This window comes from Streptomyces coffeae (assembly GCF_016741875.1).
GTDB classification, from domain to species: Bacteria; Actinomycetota; Actinomycetes; order Streptomycetales; family Streptomycetaceae; genus Streptomyces; species Streptomyces coffeae.
The window spans coordinates 24,361-39,398 of sequence record NZ_JAERRF010000002.1; the positions used below are offsets into that span (position 1 = coordinate 24,361).

A 15,038-nucleotide genomic window follows, 5' to 3' on the forward strand; every position below is an offset into this window, starting at 1 on the left:
GCCCGTCCGCAGCCACGACGGGCCCGGCGGTCTTCTCCCGCCCGGCCGGCGGTCCGGCGCGCCCATGGCCGTTCGGTGATGCACATCTGTGAGAAAGGAACGGATCAGGTGCTCACTTCGCACCAGCCACGATCACGCGAAACGTCCCCACGAGCCGTGCCCGCCCCCCGAAACGGCACACCGGGCCAGAGCGGGCATGTGCTGGCGGTCGGTTCGCCCGGACCGCGGCTCGACCAACTCACCCACACCCTGCGGTCGACCGGGCACGAGGTGAGCCACGCGGTGCCCGGCGACATCGACCGCCAGGTGCGGCAGTCGCCACCGGACGCCATCGTCGCGCTCGATGACACCCAGCGCGGTCTGGAGGTGATACGGGAGGTCCGCGCCGCCCCCGCCGGCCGGGCCCTGCCTCTGGTGATGGTGACCACCGCCCCCGGCCCCGACGATGTCGCGGACCTGCTGCGCGGTGGCGCAGACGACTGCGTACCCGATACCTCCGACCCCGTGGAACTGTCCGCCCGGATCGAGGCCAAGCTGCGCCGCGTTCCGGTTCCGGTCGAGAACCTGCTGCTCGATCCGCGCACCGGTCTGTACTCCCAGCGCCACTTCCTCGGCGAACTCGACCGGGAGCTGCGGCGGGTGGAGACCAGCCGCACCGGTGGTGTGGTGGCCATGGTGGCCGTGGCCGAGATGCCCGCCCTGGAAGCCCGGCTGGGCTCACGCGTACGCCGTGAGGTGGCGGAGCGGCTGGCCGGAGTGGCCGAGAAACTGGGCGACTTCTGCGACCGGCTCGGCTGGGACGAGGACGGCCGGCTGCTGATGCTGATGCCGGGTGTCGACGAGGACACCGCCCGCGGCAATCTTCAGAAGTTCGCCAACGCGGTGGCCGGCACCCGCTTTGTGGTGGCCGACGAGAACGTCCGGTTGACCCCCGCGATCGGATGGGTTCCGCTGGCCGACTGCCCCGACCGTCTTCAGGCGGTGGAGCGAGCCCGGGACGCGGTGGCCGAGTCGATCCGCCACCGCGATCTGCGGCCGGTCAAGTACGCGGCATGGATGCGCGGCGCGCCCCGTGGCCGCCGCGTCCTCGCCGAGGCCGTCCGCGGACTGCTCTCCGCGCTGTCGCCGTTACTGGTGCTGGTGCTCGGCGTGGGCATTCCGTTCGTGTTCTACCAGCAGATGTACAAGCTGGGCTGGGATGTCGGCTCGGCGGCGTACTGGGTGGTGGTGTCCGGCCTGGTGCTCTCCGCCGGGCTGATCGTGCTGGAGTGCCTCTTCTCGCTCGACGCCACCCCCCGTCCCGAGCGCCCCTCACAGCCGTATCCACCGGCCAGCGCGGTCATCGCCGCGTATCTGCCGAACGAGGCGGCCACCATCGTGGACACCGTCGAGTCGTTCCTGCGCCTGGAGTACCCCAACGAGCTGGAGATCGTGCTGGCGTACAACACGCCGCACCCCATGCCCGTCGAGGACACCCTGCGGGAGATGGCCCGCCGCGACCCCCGGCTGGTGCTGCTGCCGGTGGCGGGCAGCACCTCGAAGGCCCAGAACATCAACGCCGCGGTCACACGGGTGCGCGGTGAGGTGGTCGGCATCTTCGACGCCGACCACCACCCGGCCCCCGACGCCTTCCAGCACGCCTGGCACTGGCTCTCGAACGGCTATGACGTCGTCCAGGGCCACTGTGTGGTCCGCAACGGTGACAGCTCATGGGTGTCGAAGCTGGTGAGTGTGGAGTTCGAGGCGATCTACGCCGTCAGCCACCCCGGGCGCACCCGGCTCTACACCTTCGGTGTGTTCGGCGGCTCCAATGGTTTCTGGCGCACCGATCTGCTCGCCCGTACCCGGATGCACAGCACGATGCTCACCGAGGACATCGACTCCACTATGCGCGCCCTGCACGAGGGCGCCCGGTTCGCCACCGACCGCACCCTGGTCTCGCGTGAGCTGGCGCCCACCACCCTCACGGCGCTGTGGAACCAGCGCTCCCGCTGGGCGCAGGGCTGGCTCCAGGTGTCGCTGAAGTATCTGCGCGGGGCGTTGCGCTCCAAGGCGTTCACCGCCCGGCAGAAGGCCGGGCTGCTGGTGCTGCTGGGATGGCGTGAGATCCAGCCGTGGCTGACCCTCCAGATTCTGCCCGTGCTGCTGTACTCGGCGTGGCGCGCGGGCGGTGTGGACCAGCTCGACTGGGCGGTGCCGATCTGTCTGCTGGCCACCCTGCTGACGCTGTCCGCCGGAGTGGTGCAGGCGCTGTTCGCATGGCGGCTGGCCGTTCCCGAACTGCGCCGCCGTAAGGGGTGGTTCTGGCGCTATCTGCTGGTGTCCACCTTCTTCTACAGCCACTTCAAGAACTTCGTGGCCCGGCAGGCGCTGCTGAAGGAGGTGCTGCGGGACCGTCAGTGGCGGGTCACCCCGCGGCCCGGCGACGGCAAGGCGGTGGCCCGCTCATGAGCACCGTGTCCACGGCACCGGTCCGTCCCGCCCCGCCCGCCGCGCCGAAGCGGCCGGAGCAGCCCGCCCGTGCCCGCAACGGAGAGATCCAGGGGTTCCGCGGACTGGCCGCGCTCTCCACGGTCGTCTTCCACGTCTGGCAGCAGTACTTCACCTACGACCGGGACGGCTCGCACCCGCCGGTGGCCAACCGGTACGCGAACGCGCTGGTCTCGCTGGAGGTGATCGATTTCTTCTTCGTGCTGTCGGCGTACCTGCTGACGCTGTCCTACGCGAAGGCGGCGATCGACGGGGCCTCCACACGGCCGGCCCGCACCTTCCTGTTCCGGCGGGCGGTGCGGATCGTGCCGCTGTACTTCCTGGCGGTCGCGTTCGTCTGGGCGACGCGGAACCCGACCCTGCCCGGTGAATGGACGGATCTGGTCCGCCACCTCACCTTCACCCAGGTGTTCGACAAGGAGCAGATCTTCTACACCATCGGCCCCACCTGGTCGCTGTCACTGGAGATCATGTTCTACTTCGCGCTGGTGGCGCTCGGCCCCCTGGCCGTCCGCGCCACCCGGCCGCTGAAGCGGAGGTCCGCGCGGGTGGCGGTGTGCGCCGCGGGGTGCGCGCTGCTGTACATCGGTCCGTTCCTCTGGATCGCAGTGGCTCGCTACGGATTCCATGTGCCGCACACCGAATGGCCGGTGTACTTCGGGCCGCAGGCCCGTTTCGGCGCGTTCGCGGCCGGTATGGGCCTTGCGGTGGCGGCGGTCGCCCTCGGCGACCGCGGGAGGCTCGGCCCGCGTTCGGCGATCGTCCTGCGGCTGGCCGCGGCGGCGGGTCTGTACACCCTGTCGCTGACCGGTGAGAAGGCGCAGGACCCCGCCACCGTCTTCTACCACCCGCTGTCCGCCCTGCTGTGGACCCTGCTGCTGTTCAGCACCGTCCACGTACGGCGCCACGGACGGTGGAGCGCGTGGCTGACGACCCGCTGGATCACCCTGGTGGGTATGGCCAGTTACAGCCTCTTCGTCTGGCATGAGCCGATCATGCTCGCGCTCTACCGGGGCGGGCTGCTGCCTCCGTCGGGCCAGGAGGGCTTCCCCCTCGCCGTGGTGGTGGTGCTCGCGGTGGCCGTCCCGGTGGCGCTGCTGAGCTACTGGGCCATCGAATACCCGGCGAGTCTGCTGGCGCGGCTGAAGGATTCCCGCGGCCGTCCGCGGGAGTTCTATCCGGAAGCGGCCGCCCGGCCGTGAATCCACGGTCCCCGGTGTGTGGCATCGCACACCGGGGACCGCACATCATGTACGCCCCGCCCGCTGCGGCGCGGCAGGGTCACGGGATACTATCCGCCACGTTGTTGAGTGTGTAACAACTGCGCATCGGGCTGTCCTTCACCGCTGTGATCAGGCTTTACTGGTGCGCCGCAACCAGCCGGGCACCACCGTGCACAAGCCACGCACAACGGGGAGACAGCGACACAATGGGGCGACACAGCCGACCGACACCAGCGCAGCAGGCGCGCGCCAACACGCTCAAGGCGGCCGCCGCCCTCGGTGTGGCGGGCACCATCGCCTTCGGCCTTCACTCGTCCATCGGCGGTGACCGGTCCGTCGAGGCGCGCTCCGATGTGAACTCGGCGCAGAAGCAGTCGCCGGACGCCGCTCCTGCGGAGGACAACACGTCCACCGGCAGCCATGTCACCCCGTCCGCTTCCGCCGAGCCCAAGCCCGTGTCGAACACCCAGGACGGTCAGAAGACTCCGGACGCCTCGTCGTCCGGCCGCGGTACGCACACCGACGGCGGCTCAGGACGGCATGCCACGCCCGGCACCCCGTCCGAGGGCGCCACGAAGGACACTCCGTCGGACACCACCACACCTCCGGCCCAGCGTGCCGACCAGGTGTCCACCGGGCACACCGAACTGAGCCGGACTCCCAGCGCCGATCCGACCGGCCCCTCGGACGAGCCGAGTGAGCAGTCGCCGTCGCCGCAGCCCAAGGGCAAGGGTGCGGTGGACGGTGTGGTGGACGGCGTGGGCGACACCCTCGACGGTGTGATCGGCGGCATCGGCGGTGCGCTCGGCGGCTGACGCCCGGGGTGCGCTCGGCGGCTGCACGCCTACCCCTTCGCCAGATCCCTCAAGGCGTCCAGATCACCGTGGAAACGGTCGTGGTCGCCCACCACCGGCCCGGTCGAGGTGTACTGCCACAGAGCGTGGGACGACCATCCGGCCGGCAGCGGCCCGGGGGTGGCGGCGTAACGTGCCAGCCACAGCGGATTCTCCGCCAGATCCGGGCTGTTGCCGGTGCAGGTCGTCCACCAGCTGGTGGTGGTGTAGATCACCGGAGTACGCCCGGTGTGCTCCGCCACCGTCCCGCTGAAGTCCTTGATCCAGTCGATCATCTGGGCCTGGGTCAGCCCGTAACAGGATGTTCCGTACGGGTTGTACTCGATGTCCAGTACGGGTGGCAGTGTGGTGCCGTCGTCCGTCCAGTCGCCGCCGTTGCTCACGAAGTAGTCCGCCTGGTCCGCGCCACTGGACCGGTCGGGCAGGGCGAAGTGATACGCGCCGCGGATCATGCCGTATTCCGCGGCTCCGTCGTACTGGGCGGAGAACGAGGGGTTCTTGTAGCCGGTGCTCTCGGTGGCCTTGACGTAGGCGAACCGGACATCCGAGTTCCAGAGGGCGGCCCAGTCGACCTCTCCTTGATGGTTGCTGACGTCCACCCCCTCCACACCGGTCGTGAGGGTGGCTTTGGGGGTGGCATCGGGGTCGGTGGCCTCGTGGTCGGCGATGGTCGAGCCCATCCAGTCCTGCTCAGGATGTGCGAGGGGCGAGGGCGACGGGGATCCGGCGGCGGGACCGGCGCCGGGGGGCGGCGTCGAGGCCAGCGCGGGTCCCAGGGTGGCGAGGACGGCGGCGGTGACCGCGGCCCCCAGTCCGACGAGGGCGTAGGGGGAGCGCAGCGGGGATGGGGCCCGGTGCGCGCCCTTACCGGATTTCAAGGACATGTATGCCTCCGGAATGGGTGCTCCGTGGGGGAGAGCAGGTGCGAAGGCACCGAGAAAACCGGTGCCTCCGTTCCGCATTCGAAGGTACGTGGAGATCCGCGGCAGGGGAGCCGAACGAGAGGTTGCGGCAGTGCCCCACGGCAACCGAGGGGCAGCGCAACCCGCTATGCGCTGGGAAACCGTGAATTCACGTCAACGTCCAAGAATTTCGCGGAATGTTCCGCCATCCGTGGCCGAGGTGGAATCCATCAGCACACCGGGGCATCGCCCGCCGGTGGGGCGTCCGGTGCGCAGTACCCCGCCACCAGCGCCCGCGCCGCCCCGATCGCACGGGCGGCGATGGCCTCCGCCACCTCGCCGGGATCGCCGAACTTGCCGTCGAGCAGCAGCGCCACATAGCCCCGGGCCAGCGCGTGCAGCGCGTCCAGCAGCGCCACCGCCGTCTCCGCCCCCCGGCCGGGCGGCAGCACCTCGAAGGCGCTCGGCAGCAGCAGATCGATGAACTCCCTGGTGGCGTCCCGCAGTTCGGGTCGGGAGGCGCGCAGTCCTGGGGCGTTGAGGATGTCGAACCCGCTCCGGTAGCGGGCAGCCGCGCGCACATAGCTGCCCGCCACCGTGGCCAGTCGCTCCTGAGGGGTCTCGACGGTGGCGATGGCCTCCTCGTGGATCGCCCGCAGCCGCCGCGAGACCTCCAGGGCGGCGGCTGCCAGCAGGGCGTCACGGTCCGCGAAATGACGGTACGGCGCCCCCGGGCTCACCCGGGTGCGGCGCGCGGCCTCCGCGACGGAGAAGCCACGCACCCCGACCTCCTCCACGATCTCCAAGGTGGCCTGCACCAGCGCCACGGCCAGATCGCCGTGGTGGTAGGTGTCGCGTCCCTTCCCGGTGGCTGCCATCCGGGCGACCCTATCCGACCCGGCCCCGCTGCTCACCCCCCGCCGGCCTGCGCATATCGTCCTCGGCCCGGGCCGCTCGCAGGGCCTCGCGCGAGCGCTCCAGACGGATCGGCAGATCGCGCACCCGGTGCCCCGTCGCATGGTGGAAGGCGTTGGCGATCGCCGCCGCCGCGCCCACGATGCCCAGCTCGCCGATGCCCTTGGCGCCGATGGGATTGGGGCTGTTGTCCCGCTCCTCCAGCCACGCCACGTCCAGCTTGGGCACATCGGCGTGGGCGGCGATGTGATAGCCCGCGAAGTCATGGTTGGCGAAGTCGCCGAAGACCGGATCGACCTCCCCGATCTCCAGCAGGGCCATCGACAGACCCATCGTCATGGCGCCCAGGAACTGCGAGCGCGCCGTGTGCGGATTGATGATGCGCCCGGCCGCGAACATCCCCAGCATCCGGTCCACCCGGATCTCACCGGTGTCACGGTCCACCCGTACCTGGGCGAACTGGGCACCGAAGGTGTGCCGGGACATCTCCGGACGGTTGCCCAGGTCCTCGGTGGTGTCCGCCCGCACCTCCAGACCCCCGTCCGGGACAACACCGCCGTAGGCGTCCAGCTCCTTCACCAGCGCCCGGCACGCCTTGTCCACCGCCCAGCCCCAGGACGCGGTGCCCAGCGAGCCACCGGCGAACGGGGCCATGCCCAGCGACGCACGGCCGATCTCCAGCCGCAGCCGCGACAGCGGAATGCCCAGCGCGTCCGCCGCCACCTGCGTCATCGCCGTACGGGCACCGGTGCCGAGGTCGGCCGCGCCGATCCGGACCAGGAACGTCCCGTCCTCCTCGGCACGCGCGAGCGCCGAGGAGGGGAAGGTGTAGTCGGGGTGGTGCGAGGCGGCCACCCCGGTGCCCACCAGCCAGCTGCCCTCACGCCGGATCCCCGGCGCCGGATCGCGCCGCTCCCAGCCGAACCGGGCGGCTCCCTGGCGCAGACACGCCACCAGGCTGCGGCTGCTGAACGGCTTGCCGGTGCCCGGGTCGACCTCCGGCTCATTGCGGATCCGCAGCTCGATCGGGTCCATGCCCAGCTCTTCGGCCAGTTCGTCCATGGCCGACTCCAGCGCGAACATGCCCGGTGTATGGCCGGGGGCGCGGAACCAGGCCGGTGTCATCACATCCAGCGGCGCCGTCTTCACCGTCGTCCGGGCGCTGGGCGCGGCGTACATCATCCGCGACGAGCTCACCGTCTGGTCGGCGAACGGCACCAGCCGCGCACGCTGCTGCACCGATTCGTGCTCGATCACCGTCAGCCGGCCGTCCCGCTCGGCACCGAGACGCACCCGCTGGATCGTGGGCGCCCGGTAGGGGATGAGCGCGAACATCTGCTGCCGGGTCAGCGCGATCTTCACCGGCCGTCCCGCGGCCCGCGCCGCCAGCGCGGCCAGGACCGCGGGGGAGCGGGGAATCCCCTTCGATCCGAAGCCGCCGCCGATGTGCTCGGCCACGACCTCCACCGCGCCGTCCTCGAGCCCGAAGAGCCCGGTCAGCAACTGGGCGCTCATGAACGGGCCCTGGTCGGAGTTGTACAGGGTCAGCCGGTCCTCGTCCCACGTCGCGATCGTGGAGTGCGGCTCCATCGGGCTCACATGCTCCACCGGTGTGGTGTAGACGTGGTCGACGCGGACCGGGGCGGCGGCCCACGCGGCGTCGGTGTCCCCGCGCTCCACGAAGCCCGGGGTGCCGTCGGTCACCGTCTCGGGGATCTCGGCGGCCTCGTCGTCGGCGCGCAGCACCACATCGTGCGGCTCTTGCTCATAGCTCACCCGCACCGCCGCCGCGCCCTCGCACGCCGCCTCCAGCGAGGTGGCCACCACCGCGGCCACGATCTGGCCGTGGTACGCCACCTCGGGGGACTGGAGCACGAACAGATCCGCGCTCACCTCGGCCTCCGCGTTCAGCCGCGGGGCGTTGCCGGAGTCCAGCACCGCCACCACACCCGGCCGGGACAGCGCCGCAGCGGCGTCCACCCCGGTCACCCGGCCACGTGCGATGGTGGCCTGCACCGGCCACACATAGCTCACGTCCCCGATCGGGAACTCATAGGCGTAGCGCGCGGCCCCGGTCACCTTGTCCAGGCCGTCGACCCGGGTCATCGGGGCGCCGACCGTCCGCTCGATGGTGGTCATGCGCGGTCCTTCCTCGCGATGAGGTCGCGGATGCCCGCGACGATGAGATCCACGGTCAGATCGACCTTGAAGGCGTTGTCGGGGAGCGGGCGCGCGGCGGCCAGTTCGGCCCGCGCCGCCTCGCGCAGCGTCTCCTCGTCCGGCCGCCGCCCCCGCAGCCGCTCCTCGGCGACGCTCGCCCGCCACGGCCGCGGCGCCACTCCGCCGAGCGCGATCCGGACGTCCGTGAGTGAGCCGTCGTCGGCCACCGACACCGAAGTGGCCACACTGACCAGGGCGAAGGCGTACGACCAGCGGTCCCGGACCTTGCGATAGCGCATCGCCGCGCCCGGTGGCGGCGCGGGCAGCTCGACGCCGGTGATCAGATCGCCGTGCTCGAGGACGGTCTCCCGCTGCGGGGTGTCCCCGGGCAGCAGATACAGCTCGGCCACCGGCACGGTGCGGGTGGCACCGTCCACCGACCGCAGATGGGCCACCGCGTCCAGCGCCACGAGCGCCACCGCCATGTCGGACGGATGGGAGGCCACACAGTGGTCGGAGGTGCCCAGCACGGCCAGATCGCGGTGGGCGCCCTGGATCGCGGGGCACCCCGTGCCCGGCTCGCGCTTGTTGCACGGCTTGGCCACGTCCTGGAAGTACACACAGCGGGTGCGCTGGAGCAGATTGCCGCCCACCGTGGCGACGGTGCGCAACTGCCCGGAGGCGCCCGACAGCAGCGCCTGGGACAGCATCGGGAAGCGGTCCCGGATCCCCGGGTCGCCCGCCAGCTCGCCGTTGCGCACGGTGGCGCCGATCAGCACCGAGCCGTCGTCGCGGTGCTCGATCCGGTCGTACGGCAGCCGGGACACGTCCACCAGCAGACCCGGGTCGGTGACCCCCAGCTTCATCAGGTCCACCAGATTGGTGCCACCGCCGAGATAGGTGGCGTCGGGGCGCTGGGCGATCAGCTCGGCCGCCTCCTGGGCGTCGCCCGCGCGGGCGTAGGCGAACTCCTTCATCGCGCGCCCCCGGACGTGCTCGCGGTGGCGGTGCCGTCGGCGGACGCGCCCGCGGCCTCCAGGACGGCTTCCACGATGCCGTTGTACGCGCCGCAGCGGCACAGGTTGCCGCTCATGCGCTCCCGCACCTCCTGCGCGTCCAGCTCCGCCGCGTCGGCCACGCCCGCCGCGGTGTTCTCGGTGACATGGCTCGGCCAGCCGCGCCGGGCCTCGCCCAGGGCGCCGATGGCCGAGCAGATCTGGCCCGGGGTGCAGTAGCCGCACTGGAGCCCGTCGTGGTCGAGGAACGCCCGCTGCACCGGGTGGAGTCCGGCGCCGCCGTCCAGCTCGGCCACGCCCTCGATCGACACGATCTCCCGCCCCTCGGCGGTCACCGCGAACATCAGGCAGCTGTTCACCCGCTCGCCGTCGATCAGCACGGTGCAGGCACCGCACTGGCCGTGGTCGCAGCCCTTCTTGGTGCCCGTCAGGCCGAGCCGCTCGCGCAGCACATCGAGCAGGGTCGTCCGGTTGTCGATGGTCAGAGGGTGGTCCGTGCCATTGATCCGCAAGGTGATGTCGCTGCTCGGTGATTGATGTGAGAGGCTCATACATTGAATGTATCAACCTCTTACATCGGGTGCGAGGAGAATGGGAATCCATGCGAGACGTCGTAGCTCAGATGCACCGGTGGTGGCGCGAGGGTGAGCCCTTCGCCCGTGCCACGGTGGTCGCGACCTGGCGCTCCTCGCCGCTGCCGCCCGGTACGAGCATGCTGGTCGGACCCGACGGCTCCGCGGTGGGCAGCGTCTCCGGCGGCTGTGTCGAGGCGGCCGTCTACGAACTGGCCCAGGAGGTGACCGCCGCGGGCACCCCGGTGCTCCAGCGCTACGGGGTCAGCGATGACGACGCCTTCGCGGTCGGGCTGACCTGCGGCGGCATCATGGATGTCTTCGTGGAGCGCGTCGACCCCGACGGCTTCCCCGAGTTCGGGGGAGTGGCCGAGGCGGTGGCCGCCGGGGAGCCGGTGGCCGAGGTGATCTGTGTGGCCGTCACCGGCCCCGACCCGGACGGGCGGCTGGGGCGGCGGCTGGTGGTCCGGCCCGACGGCACCTCCGGCTCACTGGGCTCGGCGCGGCTGGACGCGGCCGTCGCCGAGGACACCCGTGGACTGCTGGCGAGCGGCCGCACCGACACCCTGGCCTACGGCTACGACGGCACCCGCACCGACGAGGAGCTGACCCTGTTCGTGTCGGTGCACGCCGCGCCGCCGCGGATGCTGGTCTTCGGCGCCGTGGACTTCGCGGCCGCCATGGCCCGGATGGGCGTCTACCTCGGCTATCACGTCACCGTCTGCGACGCCCGGCCGGTGTTCGCCACCGAGCGCCGCTTCCCCGAGGCCCACGAGGTGGTCACCGACTGGCCGCACCGCTATCTGCGCGCCGAGGCGGAGGCGGGCCGGGTGGACGAGCGCACCGTGGTCTGCGTCCTCACCCACGACCCCAAGTTCGACGTACCGCTGCTGGAGGAGGCGCTGCGGCTCCCGCTGGCGTACGTCGGCGCCATGGGCTCCCGCCGCACCCACGACGACCGGCTCCGGCGGCTGCGCGCCGCCGGGCTCGGCGAGGACCGACTGGCCCGGCTCGCCTCACCGATCGGCCTGGACCTGGGTGCCCGGACCCCGGAGGAGACCGCGGTCAGCATCGCCGCCGAGATCATCGCCGACCGCTGGGGCGGTAGCGGGACCCGTCTCACCTCCCTCGGCGGCCGGATCCACGGCGACCATCCGATGTCCTCGGCAGCCGGCGGCTGAGACGGTGTCACCGCCGCGCGGCGCGGTGGTCACAATGGTCCCCGACCGATGGGCACATGGACGCAGGAGGACACACCACCGCTGTGGAGACCGCGCGCAATACCGACGACAACACCGCCAACACCGCCAACACCGCCACCCCCGAGGACACCACCGCCCCGCCGAAGACCGGCTGGCGCCGCTGGGTGATGGACACCCGGCCGTTGCGCCACCGCCCCTTCCGGCGGCTGTGGAGCTCCACGACGGTCACCGCCGTCGGCAGTCAGCTGACCGCCGTGGCCGTGCCCAAGCAGATCTACGACATCACCGGCTCCTCGGCCTGGGTCGGCTACGCCAGTTTCGCGGGTCTGCTGCCGCTGGTGGTCTTCGCGCTGTGGGGCGGGGTCATCGCCGACCGGATGGACCGGCGCACCCTGATGCTGCTCACCAACGCGGGGATCGCCGTCACCTCGGTGCTCTTCTGGGCGCAGTCCTTCGCCGGGCTGGACTCGGTAGCGCTGCTCATGGTGCTGCTCGCTGCCCAGCAGGGCTTCTTCGGGATGAACTCCCCGGCCCGGCAGGCGTCGATCGCCCGTCTCGTCCCCGCCCATGAGCTGCCCGCGGCCGGTGCCCTCCAGTCCACGGTGGCCCAGACCGGCATGATCGTGGGCCCGCTGCTCGCGGGTGCCCTGATTCCCGTGCTCGGCCTCCCGGTGCTCTATCTGATCGACGCCATCGCGCTCTGCGTCGCCCTGTGGGCCGTCTGGCTGCTGCCCGCCCTGCCACCGCTCATCGAGCCCGCGGGGGAGGGGGCCGACGGGTCGAGGCGGCGGGCCGGATGGCGGGACGTGGCCGACGGATTCCGCTACATCGCCACCCACCGGATCCTGCTGCTGTCCTTCCTCGCCGACATCATCGCCATGGTCTTCGGAATGCCCCGGGCGCTGTTCCCGCAGCTCGCCGCGCACACCTACGCACCCTGGGGCGAGGGGTTCGCGCTCGGACTGCTTTTCGCGGCCATCCCCCTCGGCGCGGTGACGGGCGGACTGATGTCGGGCACCTTCTCCCGCGCCCGCCGCCACGGCCTCATGGTGACGGTGGCCGTGGTGGCCTGGGGCGTGGCCATCACCGGATTCGGGCTCAGCGCCAACCTGTGGTGGGCGGTGGCGTTCCTGGCGCTGGCGGGTGTGGCCGACATGGTGTCCATGGTGTTCCGCGGAGCGATCCTCCAGTCCGCGGCCACCGACGACATGCGCGGCCGGATGCAGGGCGTGTTCACGGTGGTGGTGGCGGGCGGTCCGCGCCTCGCCGATCTGCTGCACGGCACCGTCGGCTCCCTGATCGGCCCGCGCGCCGCGGTCACCGCGGGCGGGCTGCTCGTCGCCGTCAGCACCCTGGGCCTGGCCGCCGCGGTGCCCGCATTCCGGCGGTACACCGCCTGATCCACCCGCCGATCCGGGCCCGGCCGCCATCCCGCCCGACCGGTCCCGGCCGTGCACACACCCGCATCGCGGAGGTGTGCACGACCGGCACCGCTCAGGCCGGGCGCTCGCCGCGGTCCGCGCCCCAGAGTGTGTGGAACGAGCCGTCGCGGTCGGTGCGCCGGTAGGTGTGCGCGCCGAAGAAGTCCCGCTGCCCCTGGACCAGCGCCGCCGGAAGCCGCTCGGAGCGCAGCGCGTCGTAGTACGCCAGCGCCGCCGAGAACCCGGGAGCCGGTACGCCCAGCTCGGCCGAGGTGGTCACCACCCGCCGCCAGGCGTCCTGGGCCGCGCCCAGCGCCTCGGTGAAGTAGTCGGCGGTCAGCAGGGTCACCGGGGTCCGCTCCCGCGCGTACGCCTCGGTGATCCGGTTCAGGAACCGTGCCCGGATGATGCAGCCGCCGCGCCAGATCCGCGCCACCGCGCCCGGGTCGATGTCCCAGCCGTACTCCTGGCTGCCCGCCTGGATCTGGTGGACGCCCTGCGCGTACGCCACGATCTTCGACGCGTACAGCGCCTGCTCGACCTCGTCGGCGAACCGCTCCGCCGCCGCGCCGGTGAGCCCCTTCGCCGATGGTCCCGGCAGCCCCTGCGCCGCGTCCCGCAGCTCCGCGTGGCCGGACAGCGAGCGCGCGAACACCGCCTCGGCGATCCCGCTCACCGGAACGCCCAGGTCCAGCGCGGTCTGCACGGTCCAGCGGCCGGTGCCCTTCTGCTCGGCCTGGTCGAGCACCACGTCGACGAACGGCTTGCCGGTCGCCGCGTCGGTGTGCGCCAGCACCTCGGCGGTGATCTCGATCAGATACGACTCCAGGCGCCCCCGGTTCCAGGTGCGGAACACCTCCGCGATCTCGCCCGGGGCCATGCCCAGAGCGCGCCGCAGCAGGTCGTAGGACTCGGCGATGAGCTGCATATCGGCGTACTCGATGCCGTTGTGCACCATCTTCACGAAGTGTCCGGCCCCGTCCGGGCCGATATGGGTGCAACAGGGGGTGCCGTCCACCGTGGCGGAGATGTCCTCCAGCAGGGGGCCCAGTGCCTCGTACGACTCCTTCGAACCGCCCGGCATGATGCTCGGGCCGTGCAGCGCGCCCTCCTCGCCGCCGGAGATACCGGTGCCCACGAAGTGCAGTCCGCGCTCGCGCAGCGCCGCCTCACGGCGCCGGGTGTCCTCGAAGTGTGCGTTGCCGCCGTCGACGATCATGTCGCCCGGCTCCAGCAGCGGGGCGAACTCCTCGATCACCGCATCGGTCGGCGCCCCCGCCTTGACCATCATCACCAGCCGCCGCGGGCGCTCCAGCGAGGCCACGAACCGCTCGGCCGTCTCGGCGGGCATGAAGTGGCCCTCACCGCCGAACTCCTCCACCAGGGCCCTCGTTCTCGCGGGCGTCCGGTTGTGCACGGCCACGGTGTGGCCGTGCCGGGCGAAGTTGCGGGCCAGATTGCTGCCCATCACCGCCAGTCCGGTCACCCCGATGTGAGCCTGCTCCGCCATGGTCGGCCACTCCTGCCTGTCTCAGTTGTCGTCATCCCTGACACGTCGGACACGCGCCGTGCGCACAGCGTCCCGGGTACCCCGCCCGGCCGCCACTCACGACGCCGGGACGGCACGGCCGCGACCTGCGGATACGAGGGCCACCGTCCCCCGCGGACGGCGGCCTCGTATCCGTGGGCGGATGGAATCCGCTATCTCGGCATCTCGGACGAGGTGCCGTTGACGGTTCCGGTGGCCCGGGTGGGACGCTCCAGGATGCCCCGGGCATCGGCGGGCGCCGACTCGCGCACCGGGACCGGCTGGGGACCGGCCGGGGTCTCCGCGGCCGGCGTCCCGCCGCCGTTGGGAGAGGAGCTCGAGCCGTTGATCTTCTCTATCGCCTGCCGGGCCTGCTCACCGGGGGAGCGCGCGGCGAGCGGCGGCGGTGTCTGGCCTGCCGCGGCGGCGGGCTGGCTGCGCTCCTGAGCGTGCTTGGCGTGGCCGCCGCCGAACTGGGTGCGCAGCCGATGGCTCACCGACTCGTCCAGACTCACCGGACGCCCCAGCTGGGCGGCCAGCCGGCCCGCTTCCTGACCGAGCGCGGCGACAACCTCCCAGGGCAGATGGAGTTCCAGCCGGACTTCTGCCTCTCCGTCGGGAAGGGCTTGGATGGGAGGGTTGAACCGGTCGTTCATGTACGGTCCTCCGGTCTCGGATCGTCCTGCGCGGCGCGGCGCGCCCCACGGTCGGGACGCGCCTATCCAGGCATACGGAGAACCGGCTCGTCCCGTTCA

Annotated in this window: 12 protein-coding genes; 5 read left to right on the plus strand and 7 right to left on the minus strand. The window is 71.7% G+C overall.

The features are described from left to right. The first annotated feature begins 156 nt into the window (after positions 1-156). From JK363_RS02560 to JK363_RS02570, 3 genes are all read left to right on the plus strand, one after another. The gene (locus JK363_RS02560) at positions 157-2,451 is read left to right on the plus strand and encodes a glycosyltransferase (RefSeq protein ID WP_307821567.1); all 2,295 of its coding nucleotides are present in this window, start codon (positions 157-159) and stop codon (positions 2,449-2,451) included. Further along, positions 2,448-3,692 (plus strand): acyltransferase family protein, encoded by a 1,245-nt coding sequence (locus JK363_RS02565; RefSeq protein ID WP_201871019.1) that lies wholly within the window; start codon positions 2,448-2,450, stop codon positions 3,690-3,692. Before JK363_RS02560 ends, JK363_RS02565 begins: the two co-directional genes overlap by 4 nt. 227 nt (positions 3,693-3,919) lie before the next feature. Further along, positions 3,920-4,528 (plus strand): extensin, encoded by a 609-nt coding sequence (locus tag JK363_RS02570; protein ID WP_201871021.1) that lies wholly within the window; start codon positions 3,920-3,922, stop codon positions 4,526-4,528. 29 nt (positions 4,529-4,557) lie between these two features. Here the strand turns inward: JK363_RS02570 and JK363_RS02575 are convergent, their stop codons facing one another. From JK363_RS02575 to JK363_RS02595, 5 genes are all read right to left on the minus strand, one after another. After that, complete coding sequence (locus JK363_RS02575; protein ID WP_201871023.1) at positions 4,558-5,451, minus strand: lysozyme; 894 nt, start codon at positions 5,449-5,451, stop codon at positions 4,558-4,560. Between the two features lie 248 nt (positions 5,452-5,699). Continuing rightward, positions 5,700-6,347, minus strand: a complete 648-nt coding sequence (locus JK363_RS02580; RefSeq protein WP_201871024.1) for a TetR/AcrR family transcriptional regulator — start codon at positions 6,345-6,347, stop codon at positions 5,700-5,702. Between the two features lie 10 nt (positions 6,348-6,357). Next, positions 6,358-8,523, minus strand: coding sequence for a xanthine dehydrogenase family protein molybdopterin-binding subunit (locus JK363_RS02585; RefSeq protein ID WP_201871026.1), 2,166 nt, complete (start codon positions 8,521-8,523; stop codon positions 6,358-6,360). Beyond that, positions 8,520-9,521, minus strand: coding sequence for an FAD binding domain-containing protein (locus JK363_RS02590; RefSeq protein WP_201871028.1), 1,002 nt, complete (start codon positions 9,519-9,521; stop codon positions 8,520-8,522). The genes JK363_RS02585 and JK363_RS02590 overlap by 4 nt, the downstream gene beginning before the upstream one ends. Continuing rightward, the gene (locus tag JK363_RS02595; protein ID WP_201871030.1) at positions 9,518-10,111 is read right to left on the minus strand and encodes a 2Fe-2S iron-sulfur cluster-binding protein; all 594 of its coding nucleotides are present in this window, start codon (positions 10,109-10,111) and stop codon (positions 9,518-9,520) included. Before JK363_RS02595 ends, JK363_RS02590 begins: the two co-directional genes overlap by 4 nt. Before the next feature lie 50 nt (positions 10,112-10,161). On the opposite strand from JK363_RS02595, the gene JK363_RS02600 reads away from it, so the two are divergent. Continuing rightward, positions 10,162-11,313, plus strand: a complete 1,152-nt coding sequence (locus tag JK363_RS02600) for an XdhC family protein (protein ID WP_201871032.1) — start codon at positions 10,162-10,164, stop codon at positions 11,311-11,313. Positions 11,314-11,369: 56 nt separating this feature from the next. Next, on the plus strand, positions 11,370-12,734 hold the full coding sequence (locus JK363_RS02605; RefSeq protein ID WP_201871034.1) for an MFS transporter: 1,365 nt from the start codon (positions 11,370-11,372) through the stop codon (positions 12,732-12,734). Positions 12,735-12,828: 94 nt separating this feature from the next. On the opposite strand, the gene gnd is transcribed toward JK363_RS02605, so the two are convergent. Both gnd and JK363_RS02615 read right to left on the minus strand, forming a co-directional pair. Next, entirely contained in the window at positions 12,829-14,265 is a 1,437-nt protein-coding gene (gene gnd / locus JK363_RS02610; protein ID WP_201871036.1) for an NADP-dependent phosphogluconate dehydrogenase, read from the minus strand. 191 nt (positions 14,266-14,456) lie between these two features. Next, positions 14,457-14,939 carry a hypothetical protein gene (locus tag JK363_RS02615; protein ID WP_201871038.1) on the minus strand — a complete coding sequence of 161 codons (483 nt, stop codon included), beginning with the start codon at positions 14,937-14,939 and terminating at the stop codon, positions 14,457-14,459. Positions 14,940-15,038 lie beyond the last annotated feature (99 nt).

Excerpts from the sequence above, each read along its gene's own strand:
- JK363_RS02605 (WP_201871034.1), top strand. The coding sequence starts at position 11,370 with ATGGACGCAGGAGGACACACCACCGCTGTGGAGACCGCGCGCAATACC.
- JK363_RS02575 (WP_201871023.1), bottom strand. The coding sequence starts at position 5,451 with ATGTCCTTGAAATCCGGTAAGGGCGCGCACCGGGCCCCATCCCCGCTG.
- JK363_RS02580 (WP_201871024.1), bottom strand. The coding sequence starts at position 6,347 with ATGGCAGCCACCGGGAAGGGACGCGACACCTACCACCACGGCGATCTG.
- JK363_RS02600 (WP_201871032.1), top strand. The coding sequence starts at position 10,162 with ATGCGAGACGTCGTAGCTCAGATGCACCGGTGGTGGCGCGAGGGTGAG.
- JK363_RS02565 (WP_201871019.1), top strand. The coding sequence starts at position 2,448 with ATGAGCACCGTGTCCACGGCACCGGTCCGTCCCGCCCCGCCCGCCGCG.
- gnd (WP_201871036.1), bottom strand. The coding sequence starts at position 14,265 with ATGGCGGAGCAGGCTCACATCGGGGTGACCGGACTGGCGGTGATGGGC.
- JK363_RS02590 (WP_201871028.1), bottom strand. The coding sequence starts at position 9,521 with ATGAAGGAGTTCGCCTACGCCCGCGCGGGCGACGCCCAGGAGGCGGCC.
- JK363_RS02595 (WP_201871030.1), bottom strand. The coding sequence starts at position 10,111 with ATGAGCCTCTCACATCAATCACCGAGCAGCGACATCACCTTGCGGATC.
- JK363_RS02585 (WP_201871026.1), bottom strand. The coding sequence starts at position 8,523 with ATGACCACCATCGAGCGGACGGTCGGCGCCCCGATGACCCGGGTCGAC.
- JK363_RS02570 (WP_201871021.1), top strand. The coding sequence starts at position 3,920 with ATGGGGCGACACAGCCGACCGACACCAGCGCAGCAGGCGCGCGCCAAC.
- JK363_RS02615 (WP_201871038.1), bottom strand. The coding sequence starts at position 14,939 with ATGAACGACCGGTTCAACCCTCCCATCCAAGCCCTTCCCGACGGAGAG.